We start from the raw sequence: 14,785 nt of genomic DNA, 5'->3' as shown, positions 1-14,785 counted from the left end.
GGCGCCACGGCGCGCCAAGGCATCACCCGCGATAGGCCTTCTCTTTCGTGGGTCATTCCACCCGCGAAAGAATGCCCCGCGAGCCCGCAGAGTCCGCCAGGACCGCCTCTGCGAGGACGGGCTGCCGCAGGGACACGATTCAGGGAGATGGCCTCGAACCGGAGTGCTGCTGCATGCCCCTGCCCGACGATCTGCTGGCAAGGATCTTCCCTGGAGACAGCGAGATGGCCCGCCGCATGCGGGCCTTCGACTGGTCGCAAAGCGACCTCGGCCCGCCCGAGCGGTGGCCCGCGAACCTGCGCACCGCGCTCAACATCTGCCTGACGACCCGCTTCCCGATGCTGCTGTGGTGGGGCCCTCGCCTCACCATGCTCTACAACGACGCGTACATCACCTTCCTGAGCGACGCCAAGCACCCCCGCGCGCTCGGCCAGCCCGGGCGCGAATGCTGGGGCGAGATCTGGGACACCATCGGCCCGATGCTCGACGGCGTGGTGCGCACCGGCGAGGCCACGCGGCCCGACGACGTGCGGCTGCTCATGTCACGCCGGCTGCCGCGCGAGGAGGTCTACGTCCGATTCAACTACTCGCCCATCCTGTCGGTCGACGGCAGCCGGGTCGAAGGGGTGTTCACGCCCTGCACCGAGACCACCGAGCAGGTGGTCGGCGCCCGCCGCCTGGAAACGCTGCGCCAGCTCGGCGCGGGCCGCGGCGAGGGCCGCAGCGTGGAAAGCGCCTGCGCCCAGACGATGCAGGTGCTGGCCGAGAACCCGCACGACATGCCGTTCGCCGCGGTGTACCTGCTGGAACAGGGCCGCGCCCGGCTGGCCGCCGCCAGCCTCGAGGTGCCGCCGGGCCTGCTGCCGCCGGCCGTCGAGCCCGGCGAGGCCCAGAGCCCCTGGCCGCTCGCCGACGTGGCCCGCGCGCAGCAGCCGCTGGAGATCGCCACCCCGGGCAGCTTCACCCTGCCCGGCGGCCCCGACGGCGAGCCCGCGCGCCGCGTGATGCTGCTGCCCCTCGGCAGCGCCACCGAGGGCTCGGCCGGCGTCCTCGTCGCCGCAGTGAGCCCGCAGCGGCCACTCGATGCCGGCTACCGCACCTTCCTCGAACTCGTGGCCCACCACATCGGCACCGCCATCGCCGATGCCCGCGCATCGGAGCACGAGCGCGCCCGCGCCGAATCGCTGGCGCAGCTCGACCGCGCGAAGACCGAGTTCTTCAGCAACGTGAGCCATGAGTTCCGCACGCCGCTCACGCTGATGCTCGGGCCCCTGGAAGAGGCGATCGCGCAGGCGCCCCCGCCGGTGCGCGAGTCGCTGCAGATCGTGCAGCGCAATGGCGAGCGGCTGCACAAGCTCGTGAACACCTTGCTCGACTTCGCCCGCATCGAGGCCGGCCGCGTCAACGCCCGCTACCAGCAGACCGACGTGGCCGACCTGACGGCCGACCTCGCGAGCAGCTTCCGCGCCGCCTGCGAGCGCGCCGGCCTCGGCCTGCGCGTGGCCATGCCGGCCGAGCCCGTCTGGGCCTGGGTCGACCGCGACATGTGGGAGAAGGTCGTGCTGAACCTGCTCTCCAACGCGCTCAAGTACACGCTCGCCGGCGAGATCGTGGTTTCGGTCGACACGCTGGGCGACCGCCTGCGGCTGCGCGTGACCGACACCGGCGTGGGCATTCCCGAGGATTCGCTCTCGCGCGTGTTCGAGCGCTTCCACCGCCTGCAGGACGGCCGTGGCCGCAGCCACGAAGGCACCGGCATCGGCCTGGCACTGGTGCAGCAGCTCGTGAAACTGCACGGCGGCAGCATCGAGGTGGCGAGCCAGCTCGACCACGGCTCCACCTTCACCGTGGAGCTGCCCCTCGGCTACGAGCACCTGCCGCACGAGCAGGTGGTGCGCTCGCCCGATGCCGCCACTCAGCCGACCTACCCGCATGCCTACATCCAGGAGGCGCTGGGCTGGCTGCCCGATGCGCCGTCGCCGCAGGCTTTCGCGCCTTCGCCGCCCGGCGTGAAACGCGCACGCGTGCTGGTCGCCGACGACAACGCCGACTTGCGCCACTACGTGCAGCGCCTGCTGGAGCCCGAGCACGAGGTGGTCACCGCGCACGACGGTGCCGAGGCCCTGGCGCTCGCCCGCGAGACGCCGCCCGAGCTCGTGGTGACCGACGTGATGATGCCCAGGCTCGACGGCTTCGGCCTCCTGCAGGCCCTGCGCGAAGACGAGGCGTTGAAGGCGGTGCCCATCCTCATGCTCTCGGCCCGCGCGGGCGAGGAAGCCCGCATCGAAGGCCTCGCCGCCGGTGCCGACGGCTACCTTGCCAAGCCCTTCAGCGCCCGCGAGCTGCGCAGCCGCGTCAACGGCCTGCTGGCCGGCGCGGCGGCACGCGGCCAAGCCCTCGCCGACCTGCGCGAGCACAGCCAGCAGGTCACGGCCCTGCTGCGCCACGTGCCGGTGGGGGCGCTGCTCGTCGGCGCCGATTTCCGCATCCAGCAGATCAACCCGATGGCCTCGCCGGTGTTCGACGGCATCGAGGGCGGCATCGTCGGGCGCGACTTCGGCGAGCTCATGCACCAGCTGTGGAGCCCGCACTACGCCGACCGGGTGGAGTCGATCTTCCGCCACACGCTCGCCACCGGCGAGCCCTTCGCCATGCCCGAGACCGCCGAGCGGCGGCGCGACCGCGGCGTGATCGAGTACTACGAGTGGAGCGTCGACCGCATCCCGATGCCCGACGGGCGGCACGGCCTCGTCTGCTACTTCCGCGACATCTCGCGCCAGGTGCTGGCCCGCAAGGAGCTGGAGGCGAGCCACGCTGCGCTGCACGACGCCGACGACCGCAAGAGCGCCTTCATCGCCACGCTCTCGCACGAGCTGCGCAACCCGCTCGCACCCTTGCGCAACGGACTGGAGATCCTGCGCCGGGTGCAAGACGGCGCCACGCAGGAGCGTGTGCGCGCGATGATGGAGCGGCAGCTCGCGCACATGGTCCGCCTCATCGACGACCTGCTCGACGTGAGCCGCATCAGCCGCGGCAAGGTCGAGCTGCAGCGCACGCGCACCGGCCTGCGGCAGGTGCTGCAGCACGCGCTCGAAGCGAGCCGGCCCTTCATCGAACATGCCGGGCACACGCTGGAGGTCGACGTCCCGGCCGAGCCCATCGAGGTCGATGCCGACGTGACACGCCTGGCGCAAGTCTTCATCAACCTGCTCAACAACGCCGCCAAGTTCACGCCGCGCGGAGGCCGGGTGTCGGTGCGGGTGGAAGTGGACGGCGGCCACGCGCTCATCCGCATCGCCGACAACGGCCTGGGCGTGGAGCCGGAGATGCAGCACGAGGTGTTCACCATGTTCACCCAGGTACAGCGTGGCGGCCAGGGCGGCCTGGGCATCGGCCTCGCGCTCGCGCGCGGGCTGATGCAGATGCAGGGTGGTGACATCACGCTGCGCAGCGCCGGCCGCGGCCAGGGAAGCGAGTTCACCGTCTCCCTGCCGCTGGCCGCGCCGTTGCACGAGCGCCCCGCCGCCGAAGCGCAGGTGCTGCCCGCCCCGCCACCCGTGCAGCAACTGCGCGTTCTCGTGGCCGACGACAACCGCGACTCGGCGCGCAGCCTCGGGCTCATCCTCAAGATGCAGGGCCATCACACGGCCGTGGCCTTCGACGGCAACGAGGCGATGACGCTGGCCGAGCGCTTCAGGCCCGATGTGATGCTGCTCGACATCGGCATGCCCGGGCGAGACGGCTATGAAGTGGCGAGCGCCGTGCGCGCCACCGAGTGGGGCCAGGAGGTGACGCTCATCGCCCTCACCGGCTGGGGCCAGGCCGAAGACCGGCGCAAGTCGGAAGCGGCGGGTTTCAACCACCACCTGCTCAAGCCCGTCGACACCCGGCTCGTGGAGCAGCTGCTGCGCGACGCGCCGGTGTCGCAATGGCCACCGCTTGCGGGCGACGAGCTGCCGCCGCGGGCCGCGCAGGCCGGCCCTCAGGCAGCGCGCAAGGGCAGCTCGTTCACGTCGTAGACAACCTCCAAGCCGAGCTCGCGGGCGCGGGCGACGTCCATGTCGGCCCCGCGCGAGGCGCCGGGCAGGCGCAGCACCGCATCGCAGCGCTCGATGAGCCGGTGCGCCACCGGGTACTGGTAGGCCTGGAACACCGCATCGCCATGCTCCTTGCCGCCGGCCGAATGAATGATCGGCAGCGCCATCCATTCGCCGATGAGCGGCAGGTGGCCCCGCTCGTAGATGGGCAGGGCGTGCCGCTCCAGCTCGGCCCGGTTGGCGGCGATGCGCGCCGGGTCGCCGTCGGTGCCCGACATGTAGGGCCCGGCGATCAGGACGAGAAGGGGTCGGTCTGGGACATTGGCATTCATGGCAACCTCATGTAGTTTCGTGCAACTTCGTGCAATCATAGGCACCCATGCGCACGAGCACAAGCCCCCGACGAGAATCCGCCCCCATGCTCACCGTGCAACGCAAGCAGCTCATCCTCCAGCGCCTCGCCGCCGAGGGCCAGATCGTCGCCAAGGACCTCGCCCAGGAACTCGGCACCTCGGAAGACACCATCCGCCGCGACCTGCGCGAGCTGGCGCAGGCCGGCAAGCTGCAGCGGGTGCACGGCGGCGCCCTGCCCGCGTCGGCCGCGATGGGCGACCTCACCGTGCGCGAAGGTGTGTCGGTCGATGAGAAGGTGGCGCTCGGCCGCACCGGCGCCGCGATGATCCAGCCGGGCCAGGTGGTGATCCTCGACGGCGGCACCACCGCGCTGCAGGTGGCGCGGCACATCGACCCGTCGTTGCGCGCCACGCTCGTGACCCACAGCCCCAACATCGCCGTGAGCCTGGCGGCCCACCCGCACCTGGAGATCCTGATGCTCGGCGGGCGGCTCTTCCGCCACTCGATGGTCAACGTGGGCGCCGACGTGATCGCCGCCGCCTCGCGCCTGCGCGCCGACCTCTACTTCATGGGCGTGACCGGCGTGCACCCCGAGGCGGGCTTGAGCACTGGTGACGCTGAAGAAGCAGCGGTGAAACGCGCGCTGCACCAGCGCGCGGCCGAGACGGTGGTGCTGGCCTCGTCGGAGAAGCTGCTCGCTGCCTCGCCGTTCCTCGTGACGACACTTCGCGACGTGAGCCAGGTGGTGGTGCCATCGGGCACCCCCGCCCGCACGCTCAAGGCGCTGCGGGCGGGCGGTGTGAAGATCGACACGCCCTGAGCGTCAGCCCGCGCGCGCTGCGCGGCCTCAGGCTTCCAGGCGGAAGACCGACACCACCTTCACGAGTTGCTCCGCCTGCCCCTTGAGGCTCTCGGCCGCGGCGGCGCTTTCTTCCACCAGCGCCGCGTTCTGCTGCGTCACCTGGTCCATCTGCGTCACCGCCTCGCCCACCTGCGAGACGCCGGCGCTCTGCTCGTCGCTCGCGGCGCTGATCTCGGCCACGATCTGGCTCACGCGCTGGATTGCGCCCACCACCTCGCCCATGGTGCGGCCGGCCTCGTCGACGAGTGCGGTGCCCTGCTCCACCCGCTCGACGCTCGCGCCGATCAGGCCCTTGATCTCCTTGGCCGCCTCGGCGGAGCGGCTGGCGAGGCTGCGCACCTCGCCCGCCACCACCGCGAAGCCGCGGCCCTGCTCGCCCGCACGCGCGGCTTCCACTGCGGCGTTCAGCGCGAGGATGTTGGTCTGGAACGCGATGCCGTCGATCACGCCGATGATGTCGGCGATGCGCTTGGAACGCGCGTCGATGTCCTTCATGGTGTCGACCACCTGGCCCATCACCATGCCGCCGCGGTTGGCCACCTCGCTCGCGTCGGTCGCGAGCCGGTCAGCCTGGCGGGCGTTGTCGGCGTTCTGCTTCACGGTCGATCCAAGTTGCTCCATCGAGGCGGCCGTCTGCTGCAGCGCCGAAGCCTGCTCCTCCGTGCGCTGGCTCAAATCGGCATTGCCCTGGGCGATCTGGCTGGAGGCCGTGGCCACGCTCTCGGAATTGCTGCGCACGGCCGACACCACCGAGGCGAGCGAGGCCTGCATCGCCTGCAGGCGGGCCATGATGCTGTGGCTGTCACCCTTGCGAAGGGTGATGCGGGTGCCGAGGTCGCCTTCGGCGACGGCCTGCGCCACCGCCACCACCTGCGTGGGCTCGGCGCCGAGCTGGCGCGTCAGCGAGCGCGACATGAGGTAGCCGATGGCCACGCCCGACATCAGCGCCAGCGCCACGAGCCCGATCATCCAGGCACGGCTCGACTGGTAGAGCTGCGTGCCGAACTCCGAGGCGTCCTTGGCGTTCTGACCCTTGAGCTCGGCCAGGCCCGTCATCCGGTCGTCGATGCCGTTGGCGAGCTTGGCAAAGTCGCCGAAGAGGAAGCGCGCCACGTCTTCGCGCTTGTCCATGTCGGCGGAGACGATCTTGGACTTCAGCACCGCGCCCTGGCGGTGGTATTCGGTCAGGTCGGCCTCCAGTGCGGCGAACTGCGCCTGGCCCTTGGGCGTCACGAAAAGCGGCTTGGCCTTGTCGAGGTTGGTGCGCATGCGCTCGAGGCTCTCGTCGGCACGCTTGAGGAAGGCTTCGCGCTCGGCGGCGCTGGGCGCCAGCAGTGCACTGCGGCGATCGCGCGCGACGTAGATGAGGTTGATGTTGGCCTCTTTCATGAACGAGACGCCGAGCAGTTCCCGGTCGTACATGGCGTCGGCGACGTCGTCGAGGCGCCCCATGTTGTAGATGCCGACGGCGCTCACGATGGCGCCCAACAGGCAGACGAAGACGAAGGCCGCGATGAGGCGGGTGCCGAGCTTGAGGTTCTGCAGGTTCATGTGCGAGGTCCCAGGGTGGTGAGGGGTCGGCAAGCGCCGGTTCAGCACGGCCGATCTCCGGTTGTCGGGCGGGTGAATCCGGCCTGAAGGGATGACCCTGTCACGATCTGATCTGCGTCAAACCCCGGGGTGGAGGTAACCTCGGCCTGTGACTTCTTCCGCGCCCTGCCCCCGCCCGTGACGACCACCGCCACCCACATCGCCGTCCTCGACGACGAGCTCGACATCACCCAGCTGCTCGGCGGCTACCTGAAGACGCACGGCTACCGCGTGAGCCAGCTCCACAACGGCCGGGCCTTGATGGAGCTGATGGCCAAGGACACCCCCGCCCTGGTGCTGCTCGACCTCGGCCTGCCCGGCGAAGACGGCTTCACCATCGCCCGCCAGCTGCGCGAGCGCTGGCGCTGCGGGCTCGTGATCGTGACCGGCCGCGGCGATGCGGTCGACAAGGTCGTGGGCCTGGAGGTCGGCGCCGACGACTACGTCACCAAGCCCTTCGACCTGCGCGAGCTGGTGGCCCGCATCAAGGCCGTGCTGCGCCGCATCGAGGGCTCGCCGGCCGCGCCGGCCGCCGCGGCGCCCGCCCCGGCCAACCCCGACCGCCTGAAGTTCGAAGGCTGGCTTCTCGACACCGCCGCACGCCGCCTCACCCACCCCGCGGGGCACGACGTGGCGCTCACCTCCGGTGAGTTTGACCTCCTGTGCGTGCTGGCGCGCCACCCGGGCCGGGTGCTCTCGCGCGACTTCCTGCTGGAGCAGACCCGCGGCCGTGAAGCCGCCCCCTTCGACCGCACGATCGACGTGCAGATCGGCCGCCTGCGCAAGAAGATCGAGGCCGACCCCGAGCAGCCGCAGATCGTGAAGTCGGTGCGCAGCGCCGGGTACGTGTTCGTGCCTCAGGTGAGCACCGCATGAGCATGCCCGGGCTCGACGAGCCGACCCTCTTCCGCTCGATCTTTGCGGCCTACCCCGATGCGCTGCTGCTGGTCGACGGCCAGGGCGTGATCGAGCTGGCCAACCCGGCCGCCGAAACCCTGCTCGGCTACACCGCCGAGCAGCTCGTGGGCCTGTCGGTCGACGCGCTGGTGCCCGACAGCATCCGCCCGCGCCACGCCGAGTACCGCGCCACCTACGCCAAGAACCCACGCCCGCGCCCCATGGGCACCGACATGGAGCTGGTGGCCAAGCGGCGCGACGGCAGCGAGGTGATGGTCGAGATCTCGCTCAGCCCGCTCGCGAGCGCGGGGCTGCCGCATGTGGTGGTGGCCATCCGCGGCATCGGCAACTACCCGCGCGTGAAGCGTGCGCTGCAACGCGCGCACTACGCCGAGTGCGTGGCGCGCATGGGCCGGCTCGCCGTCGACGCGCGCGACGCCACCCTGCTGCTCGAGCAGTTGCCCCAGGTGGCGAAGGAAGCACTTCAGGTGCAGGTGGCGCTGGTCTTCCTGCTTGAACCCAACCAGCTCGAGTTCCGCATCGCGGCCGGGGCCGGCCTGCTGCCGAGCGAGGTGATCGGGCGGCGCATCCCCAACCGGCCCGACACGCCGCCCGGCTACGTCTTCGCCCAGAGCAAGCCCGTCATCGTGGCCGACTACCGCGAGGAGCGCCGCTACACCGTGCCGCAGGCCTACCTCGATGCGGGGCTCGTGAGCGCGATGGCGGTGCCGCTGTCCGACCGCGGGCAGGTGGTGGGCGCGCTGGCGGTGCGGTCGACCGAGGCGCAGCGTTTCGGCGACGACGAAGTGCGCTTCCTCGAATCGCTGGCCAACCTGCTCGCGGCCACGCTGCAGCGCGTGCAGTCGGAAGAGTCGCTGCACCACGCGCAGCGGCTGGAGAGCGTGGGCCAGTTGACGGGCGGCATCGCGCACGACTTCAACAACCTGCTCACGGTGATCCAGGGCAACCTGCAGGTGCTCGAAGAGCTGCCCGCCGTCAACGGCGACGCCTACGCCCAGCAGCTCGTGAGCGCCGCCGCGCGCGCGAGCAAGCGTGGCGCCGAACTCACCGGCAAGTTGCTCGCGTTCTCGCGCCGCCAGGTGCTGAGCCCGAGCCGCATCGACGTGCCCTCGCTGATCGACTCGCTGGCCGACATGCTGCGCCGCACGCTCGACCAGCGCATCCGCATCGAGGTCAACGCGCCCGACGACTGCCCGCCCTGCATCGCCGACCCGGGCCAGCTCGAATCGGCGCTGCTCAACATCGCCATCAACGCCCGCGACGCCATGCCCAACGGCGGCACGCTGAGCTTCAGCGGCCAGCCCTGCGCGACGCTGCCCCTGCAGCTGCGTGGAGATTTCGAGCTGCACGACCAGCCCGAGGCCTACATCGCGATCTCGGTCTCCGACACCGGCTCGGGCATGTCCGACACGGTGAAGGAGCGCGCCTTCGAGCCCTTCTTCACCACCAAGGAGCTGGGCCGCGGCACGGGGCTGGGGCTCTCGACGGTGTACGGCTTCGTCAAGCAATCGCACGGCGCCATCACGCTCGACAGCACCGTGGGCCAGGGCACCACGGTCACGCTCTACATCCCGCGCTTCGCGCAAGCCGAGCAGGCCTCGGGCGAAGCCGACGCCCGCCCCGGCGTGATCCCACCCGGCCTCAAGGTGCTGCTGGTGGAAGACGAGCCCGAGGTGCGCACGGTGGCCATGCGCTTCCTCGCCACGCTGGGTTGCGAAGTCACGCCGTGCGCCAGCGCCGAGCAGGCCTTGCCGCTGCTCACGCAAGACGCCGCCTACGAGCTGCTGCTGAGCGACATTGCGCTGGGCCCCGGCATGCGCGGCACCGACCTCGCCCGCGAAGCGCAGGCACGCCTGCCGCACCTGGCGATCCTCTTGATGTCGGGCTTCTCGGCCGAGCTGCTCGACACCAGCCAGAGCGCCCCGCTCTCGTGGGAGCTGCTCGCCAAGCCCTACTCGCGCGAGGAACTCGCCCACGCGCTGGCCACCGCGCTCAAGGCCGTCAAGGACTGAAGGGTTCAGTCCGGCTTCTTTTTCTGGATGCTGAAGCGGCCATCCGATTCGAGGAAGGCGAGCTTCAGGTCGGCCAGCTCGCAGTCGCTCTCGCGCAGCGCCTTCTCGACCTCGCCCACACCGACCCGCTCGCGCCTGAGCACGTCTTCGAACAGCTTTCCATCGCGGCCGATCAGCACCGGCGTGCCCTCGGCAATCTCCTCGACCTTGCGGCTGCGGGCCCCCGCCACCGCCAGCCCGATGTTCAAGAGCACCAGCGTGCCCGCCAGGATCAACCCGCCGCTGACCGAGTTGTCGTCGGCCGACAGCGCATTGCTGACCGACTCGCTCAAGAGCATCACCACCAGCAGGTCGAACGGCGTGAACTGACCCACGGTGCGCTTGCCCGCCACGCGCACCATCACCAGCAGCGCGGCGTACACGATGGCGGCGCGCGCCACCAGCTCCCACCACGGCAGGTTCAGCTCGAACATGGGCGTGAGGCCCGCGGGGCCCGCGGATCGGGGGCAAGGGGTTCAGGGGGCATGGGCTCTCCTTCTGCCGATGGGCGGCCCAGGCTCCGGCAAGGCGCGTGCCGCTTGCCGGGTCGACACGAGCACGTCGGCGCGGCCCCGGGCCAGCACCTCGCGCGTCACGCTGCCGAGCAGCAGGTCGACCGTGGCCGACTGGCCGTGCTTGCCGAGCACGACCAGGTCGCACTGCTGCGTGCGCTCGGCCTCGACGATGCGGCGAGGCGCAGCACCTTCGACCACGCATGGCTCCCACTCCGGCAGCGCGAGCCCCGCCTCGTGCGCCAGCGCATGCAGCCGCTGCCTCGCCTGCGCGTGCGCCTGCTGGCGGTAGCGCGCCACGGTGGCGGCATCGACGCCCGCGTAGTGCAGCTTGCCTTCGAACGGCACCTCAAAGGCCGTGAGCAGCACGAGGCGCGCGTGCGGTGCCATGCGCCGCGCGAGCCGCACGGCTTCGAGCGACCAGGGCGAGAAGTCGACCGCCACCAGCACACGCCGGTATGGCCCCCGCGGGGTCTGGCGCACCACGAGCAGGGGCCGCGCCGTGCGGTTCATCAGCCGCAGCGACAAGGTGCCGAAGACGAGACGTCGCCACACGCTCGCACCGCGTGCGCCCAGCACGAGAAGCCGTGCGTCGAGGCTGTCGGCGGTGCGCAGGATCTCCTCCAGCGCGCCGCCGGCGGCACTCTCGGTCGCGACCGGCGCATGGCGCGCCACGGCCAGCTGGGCGGCGAGCGCGTTCAGCCGTCGGCGCGCGTCGTCGTGCAGCGAGCGTTCATGCGCGGGCTCGTTCGCGGCGGCGCCCAGCCAGCCGCGCACCTGCGCAAAAGGCTCGCCGGGCAGCACATGCATCAGCGTGAGGGCCGACCGGGTCTCGTGCGCCACGCATGCCGCACGGGTGGTGGCGTGGCCGGCATGTGCCGAGAAATCGGTGGCCGCGAGGATGGGGCCGCGCGCGCTCATGACGACACCCCGCGTGGCAGGCTCGCCGGGCCCGAGTCGAGCCAGGTGCGGCCGGCCGGCACGCGGGCGCCCTCCCCGCGCGCGGGCTTGGGGCTCACGAGCACGTCGCAGGTCGCGGTCGACAGCACACGCCGCGGCACGCCGCCGAGGAGGAAGTTGCACAGGGCCGAGGCGCCGTCCTGGCCGAGCACGATGAGGTCGGCGTCGAGCGTGTGCTGCATCTCGAGCGTGAGCCCACGCGGGTCGCCGTGGTCGACCGACACCTGCGCGCCCGCATGCCCGATGGCGGCCAGCATCGACTGCAGGCGCGCCATGCCCCGCTGCCGCTCGCTGTCGCAGACTTCGCGGATCACCTCCGACGGCACGCCGCTCATGCGCATGCGGTCGGCCCGGCGCGTGCTCAGCGCGTGGAACACATGCAGCGCCGCACCCGGCGCCAGCGCGCTCGCGCTGTGCAGCATGTCGCCGAAGGCCGCGTCGATGTCGACAGCGACGAGCACACGCTCGTAGCACTGCACGGCCTCGCGCTTGACCACCAGCACCGGCCGCCGCACGAGCCTCACGAGCTGCTCGGTCGGCGTGCCGAGCATCGAGCTTCTGAGCGGGTTCACACGCTTGGAGCCGACCACCAGCAGGTCGGCCTCGGCCGCGAGGCCGCACACCTGCTCGAGCGTGCGGCCCACGCGCACCACCGGCGTGGCCTGCACGCGGTAGCGGCGGGCCAGCTCGGGCACCAGACGGTCGAGCATCGCCTGCGCGACCGACACCTTGTGGTCGATGCCGGCCTGCGACGCGAACCACGCACGCGGCCCCTTGAGCGCAGGCGGGTCGACGACGTGCAGCAGGTTCAGGCGCGCGTTGTGCGCGGCGGCCATCAGGGCGGCGCGGCGCACCGCGTTGCGGGCGTCGTCCGAGAAGTCGGTCGTGACGAGGATGGAGCTGAGAGGAAACATGGCGATCTCCGCAAAGGAATGGGCACGGCGATCCAGGCGGGCGCGGGTCGGCACCGGGCGTGCGAAGGCACGCGCCTCGGGCTGAGCGGCGCGCTCGTGCGTTGGATCTGCGGGAGGTGGCGCGCGCAGTCGCACGCCGGCGGCGGCTAGGTCGTGTAGTCGCCGCTGGCCTCGGGCTGGAAGAGCAATGCCACCACTTCTGCGGCGCCCTCGTCGCCGTTGGGTGTCTGCCAGCGGGCGATGCTGCCCACGCGCCGGCCGATCAGGGCTGCGCCCACCGGCGACAGCACCGACACGAACCCGGCCGAAGGCTCGGCATCGGAGGGATAGCACACGGTGAGCCGCTGCCGCTGGCCGGTGGCCAGGTGGGCGAGTTCGACCTGCGAATACATCGTCACGATGTCGGGCGAGACGGCGCGCGACGAGACGAGCTCGGCCGAGTCGAGCACGTCGTCGATCAGGCCTTCGAGTGGGGATGGCGATGCGTCGCCGGGGTGTCGAGTCAGCCGCGCGAGGCGGACGTGATCCAGTTCAGTGAGCGTGCGCTCGGTCAAGACTTCCATGGGTGCACTCCTGTCGAGTAGCGGCGCCGCCTGCGAGACGCAGGCGCGCACCGACGCGCTGGGCGAGGGGCCCGGCGATCGAAGGTTTGCGCAAGTGGTGGAAGGTGATCGCCGGGCTCAGGGATGTGCGGCCGGCTGGAGCAGACGCGACAGGCCCGCGCTGCCGGCCCGGAGGGCGGCAACGGTGGGCACCGTGGGAGACGCGTACATGCTCATGGGGCGAGATCGTAGCCTCGAAGCAACGCAGGCTCAAACCGCGCGCGATTGGCCTTGTCGGCATTGCCGATATGGCCCGGGCGCGGTGCTGCGCGCGTTACTGCAGCATGCCTTCAGGGGCCACGCTGCGCTGCACGCAGGCCGACAGCACGCCCAGGTCGGGAATGCGCACCTCGCGGCGGCCACCTTCGCTGAACTCGATCACGCCATCGCGCGCCAGGCGCGAGAGCGCGCGGCTCACGGTCTCGAGCTTCATGCCGAGGTAGTTGCCGATCTCGGCGCGCGTCATGCGCAGCGTGATCTGGTCGGTGCGCAGGCCGCGCTCGGAGAGCGACGAGGCCCAGTTGTGCAGGAACTCCGCCACGCGCGCATCGGCCGGCAGCGTGCAGATCGACAGCAGCGCATCGCGGTCGCGCGTCATCTCGCGGCTCATCGCGCTGTGCATCACGGCCATCAGGGCCGGCTGGCGGGCGCTGGCCTGCAGCAGGCTGTCGTAGCGCACCGTCCAGACTTCGCCGGTGTCCATCGCCACGGCGTCGCAGCTGTGGCGGCCGGTGGCGATGCCATCGAAGCCGAGCCAGTCGCCCTTGAACTGAAGGCCCACCACCTGCTCGCGGCCGTCGGGCGACAGGTTCACGAGCTTGAAGATGCCCGAGTTCACGACGTGCAGCGACTCGAAACGCTCACCCGCCTCGTACACCGAATCGCCTGCGTGCAGCAGCCGGCGCGTGACCGCCACGGTGTCGTTCACGAGCTTCAGGCTCTCGGCGATGCGGTTGCCGGTGGGCGACACCTCGCGCTGCGGCTGGCCCGCCAGGGCGACGTTGGCGGCGTGGTTCTGGGCGGTGGCGGTTGCAAGCATCGTGGGCTCCTGTGGCGCGGTGTGTTGATGGAAATGGACTGTAGGAAGCCACCGACAACCGCTTGCGAACCGCTTGCGACGCTGGGTAACAGCAGGTGAGGCCTGTGTAAACGCTCTGTATCAGCCACGCCTCAGCCTGAAAACCGATGGCAGTCGCTTGATGCGGGTCAAGCCCGCCGTCGGCCGCCCGAATACGCTCTCTCCCACACGATCATGACCCTCAACACACCCCTTCATCACCGCAGCCTCTGGTCGCTCGATGGCCTCACCGGCCGGGATCTCGCGTCGCTGCTCGACACCGCCCAGTCGTTGAAGGCGGCAGAGCTGGCCGGCCATCCGCAGCAGCCGCTGCGGGGGAAGAACATCGCGGTGATGTCGGAAGCGGCCGAGGGCCCTGCCCTGCAAGGCTTCACCGCCGCCGCCACCGCACTGGGTGCGCGGGTCGCCCACATCCGCCCGAGCGTCTCGCAGGAGACGGCGCAGCTGTTGGGCCGTCTCTACGACGCCATCGAATGCGAAGGCCTGCCCGGCGATGCGCTGCGCGACATCGACCGCAGCGCCGGCCGGCCCGTCTTCAACGGCCTGGGCGAGCCCGGCCACCCGCTGCGCGTGCTCGGCGATCTGATGACGCTGCGCGAGCACAGCGGCAAGCCGATGAAGGACATCACCGTCAGCTTCCGCGGCAACACCGGCTCGCTCGACGCCCGCACGTGGCAGCAGTCGGCCGCGCTGGCCGGCTTCTCGCTGCGCATGGGCGAGCCCGCCCAGGCCGCCGAATGCACCGACTTCATCTGGGACGAACAACGCAACCACCGCTGCGCCGATGGCCGCGTGGAACTCGCATGCGGCTGCAACACCACGCACGCGCCGCTCGGCAGCGAGCAGATGCTCAACCAGCGCTACGCCCTTCAGGCCGTGTTGTGCAGCGCCGTGGTCTGAGCCGCGC

Annotated in this window: 12 protein-coding genes; 5 read left to right on the top strand and 7 right to left on the bottom strand. The window is 71.0% G+C overall.

Annotation, left to right across the window (positions count from 1 at the left end; all coding sequences use genetic code 11):
- Nucleotides 1-224 precede the first annotated feature (224 nt).
- Nucleotides 225-4,019 carry a response regulator gene (locus tag KF892_03210; GenBank protein ID MBX3623997.1) on the top strand — a complete coding sequence of 1,265 codons (3,795 nt, stop codon included), beginning with the start codon at nt 225-227 and terminating at the stop codon, nt 4,017-4,019.
- On the opposite strand, the gene KF892_03205 is transcribed toward KF892_03210, so the two are convergent.
- The gene (locus tag KF892_03205) at nt 3,983-4,369 is read right to left on the bottom strand and encodes a DUF4406 domain-containing protein (GenBank protein ID MBX3623996.1); all 387 of its coding nucleotides are present in this window, start codon (nt 4,367-4,369) and stop codon (nt 3,983-3,985) included. The two genes, KF892_03210 and KF892_03205, sit on opposite strands and share 37 nt — an antisense overlap.
- Before the next feature lie 86 nt (nt 4,370-4,455).
- Here KF892_03205 and KF892_03200 point away from each other — a divergent pair, with 86 nt between their 5' ends.
- Nucleotides 4,456-5,211: a DeoR/GlpR transcriptional regulator gene (locus KF892_03200; GenBank protein MBX3623995.1), complete on the top strand. Its 756-nt coding sequence runs from the start codon at nt 4,456-4,458 to the stop codon at nt 5,209-5,211.
- A 27-nt stretch (nt 5,212-5,238) separates the two neighbouring features.
- Here the strand turns inward: KF892_03200 and KF892_03195 are convergent, their stop codons facing one another.
- The gene (locus KF892_03195; protein MBX3623994.1) at nt 5,239-6,804 is read right to left on the bottom strand and encodes an MCP four helix bundle domain-containing protein; all 1,566 of its coding nucleotides are present in this window, start codon (nt 6,802-6,804) and stop codon (nt 5,239-5,241) included.
- 177 nt (nt 6,805-6,981) lie between these two features.
- Here KF892_03195 and KF892_03190 point away from each other — a divergent pair, with 177 nt between their 5' ends.
- Together KF892_03190 and KF892_03185 are read left to right on the top strand one after the other, a co-directional pair.
- Entirely contained in the window at nt 6,982-7,719 is a 738-nt protein-coding gene (locus KF892_03190) for a response regulator transcription factor (protein MBX3623993.1), read from the top strand.
- Nucleotides 7,716-9,773, top strand: a complete 2,058-nt coding sequence (locus KF892_03185) for a PAS domain S-box protein (GenBank protein ID MBX3623992.1) — start codon at nt 7,716-7,718, stop codon at nt 9,771-9,773. Before KF892_03190 ends, KF892_03185 begins: the two co-directional genes overlap by 4 nt.
- A 5-nt stretch (nt 9,774-9,778) precedes the next feature.
- On the opposite strand, the gene KF892_03180 is transcribed toward KF892_03185, so the two are convergent.
- The 5 genes from KF892_03180 to KF892_03160 form a co-directional block, all read right to left on the bottom strand.
- Nucleotides 9,779-10,246, bottom strand: a complete 468-nt coding sequence (locus KF892_03180) for a DUF421 domain-containing protein (protein MBX3623991.1) — start codon at nt 10,244-10,246, stop codon at nt 9,779-9,781.
- A gap of 42 nt (nt 10,247-10,288) precedes the next feature.
- Nucleotides 10,289-11,245, bottom strand: coding sequence for a universal stress protein (locus KF892_03175; protein ID MBX3623990.1), 957 nt, complete (start codon nt 11,243-11,245; stop codon nt 10,289-10,291).
- Entirely contained in the window at nt 11,242-12,198 is a 957-nt protein-coding gene (locus KF892_03170; GenBank protein MBX3623989.1) for a universal stress protein, read from the bottom strand. Before KF892_03170 ends, KF892_03175 begins: the two co-directional genes overlap by 4 nt.
- Nucleotides 12,199-12,344: 146 nt before the next feature.
- On the bottom strand, nt 12,345-12,761 hold the full coding sequence (locus KF892_03165; protein ID MBX3623988.1) for a GreA/GreB family elongation factor: 417 nt from the start codon (nt 12,759-12,761) through the stop codon (nt 12,345-12,347).
- Between the two features lie 313 nt (nt 12,762-13,074).
- Entirely contained in the window at nt 13,075-13,839 is a 765-nt protein-coding gene (locus KF892_03160) for a helix-turn-helix domain-containing protein (GenBank protein MBX3623987.1), read from the bottom strand.
- 213 nt (nt 13,840-14,052) lie between these two features.
- Between KF892_03160 and KF892_03155 the strand changes: the two genes are divergently transcribed.
- Nucleotides 14,053-14,778: a hypothetical protein gene (locus KF892_03155; GenBank protein ID MBX3623986.1), complete on the top strand. Its 726-nt coding sequence runs from the start codon at nt 14,053-14,055 to the stop codon at nt 14,776-14,778.
- The last annotated feature ends 7 nt before the right edge of the window (nt 14,779-14,785 follow it).

It is taken from the genome of Rhizobacter sp. (assembly GCA_019635355.1).
Classification (GTDB): domain Bacteria; phylum Pseudomonadota; class Gammaproteobacteria; order Burkholderiales; family Burkholderiaceae_C; genus Rhizobacter.
The sequence above is the reverse complement of the archived record's forward strand: the minus strand, read 5'-3'. Positions and strand labels throughout refer to the sequence as shown.

Bases quoted from the DNA above. Each gene is read 5' to 3' on its own strand.
- KF892_03210 (MBX3623997.1), top strand. From the start codon at position 225: ATGGCCCGCCGCATGCGGGCCTTCGACTGGTCGCAAAGCGACCTCGGC.
- KF892_03205 (MBX3623996.1), bottom strand. From the start codon at position 4,369: ATGAATGCCAATGTCCCAGACCGACCCCTTCTCGTCCTGATCGCCGGG.
- KF892_03200 (MBX3623995.1), top strand. From the start codon at position 4,456: ATGCTCACCGTGCAACGCAAGCAGCTCATCCTCCAGCGCCTCGCCGCC.
- KF892_03195 (MBX3623994.1), bottom strand. From the start codon at position 6,804: ATGAACCTGCAGAACCTCAAGCTCGGCACCCGCCTCATCGCGGCCTTC.
- KF892_03185 (MBX3623992.1), top strand. From the start codon at position 7,716: ATGAGCATGCCCGGGCTCGACGAGCCGACCCTCTTCCGCTCGATCTTT.
- KF892_03180 (MBX3623991.1), bottom strand. From the start codon at position 10,246: ATGTTCGAGCTGAACCTGCCGTGGTGGGAGCTGGTGGCGCGCGCCGCC.
- KF892_03175 (MBX3623990.1), bottom strand. From the start codon at position 11,245: ATGAGCGCGCGCGGCCCCATCCTCGCGGCCACCGATTTCTCGGCACAT.
- KF892_03170 (MBX3623989.1), bottom strand. From the start codon at position 12,198: ATGTTTCCTCTCAGCTCCATCCTCGTCACGACCGACTTCTCGGACGAC.
- KF892_03165 (MBX3623988.1), bottom strand. From the start codon at position 12,761: ATGGAAGTCTTGACCGAGCGCACGCTCACTGAACTGGATCACGTCCGC.
- KF892_03160 (MBX3623987.1), bottom strand. From the start codon at position 13,839: ATGCTTGCAACCGCCACCGCCCAGAACCACGCCGCCAACGTCGCCCTG.
- KF892_03155 (MBX3623986.1), top strand. From the start codon at position 14,053: ATGACCCTCAACACACCCCTTCATCACCGCAGCCTCTGGTCGCTCGAT.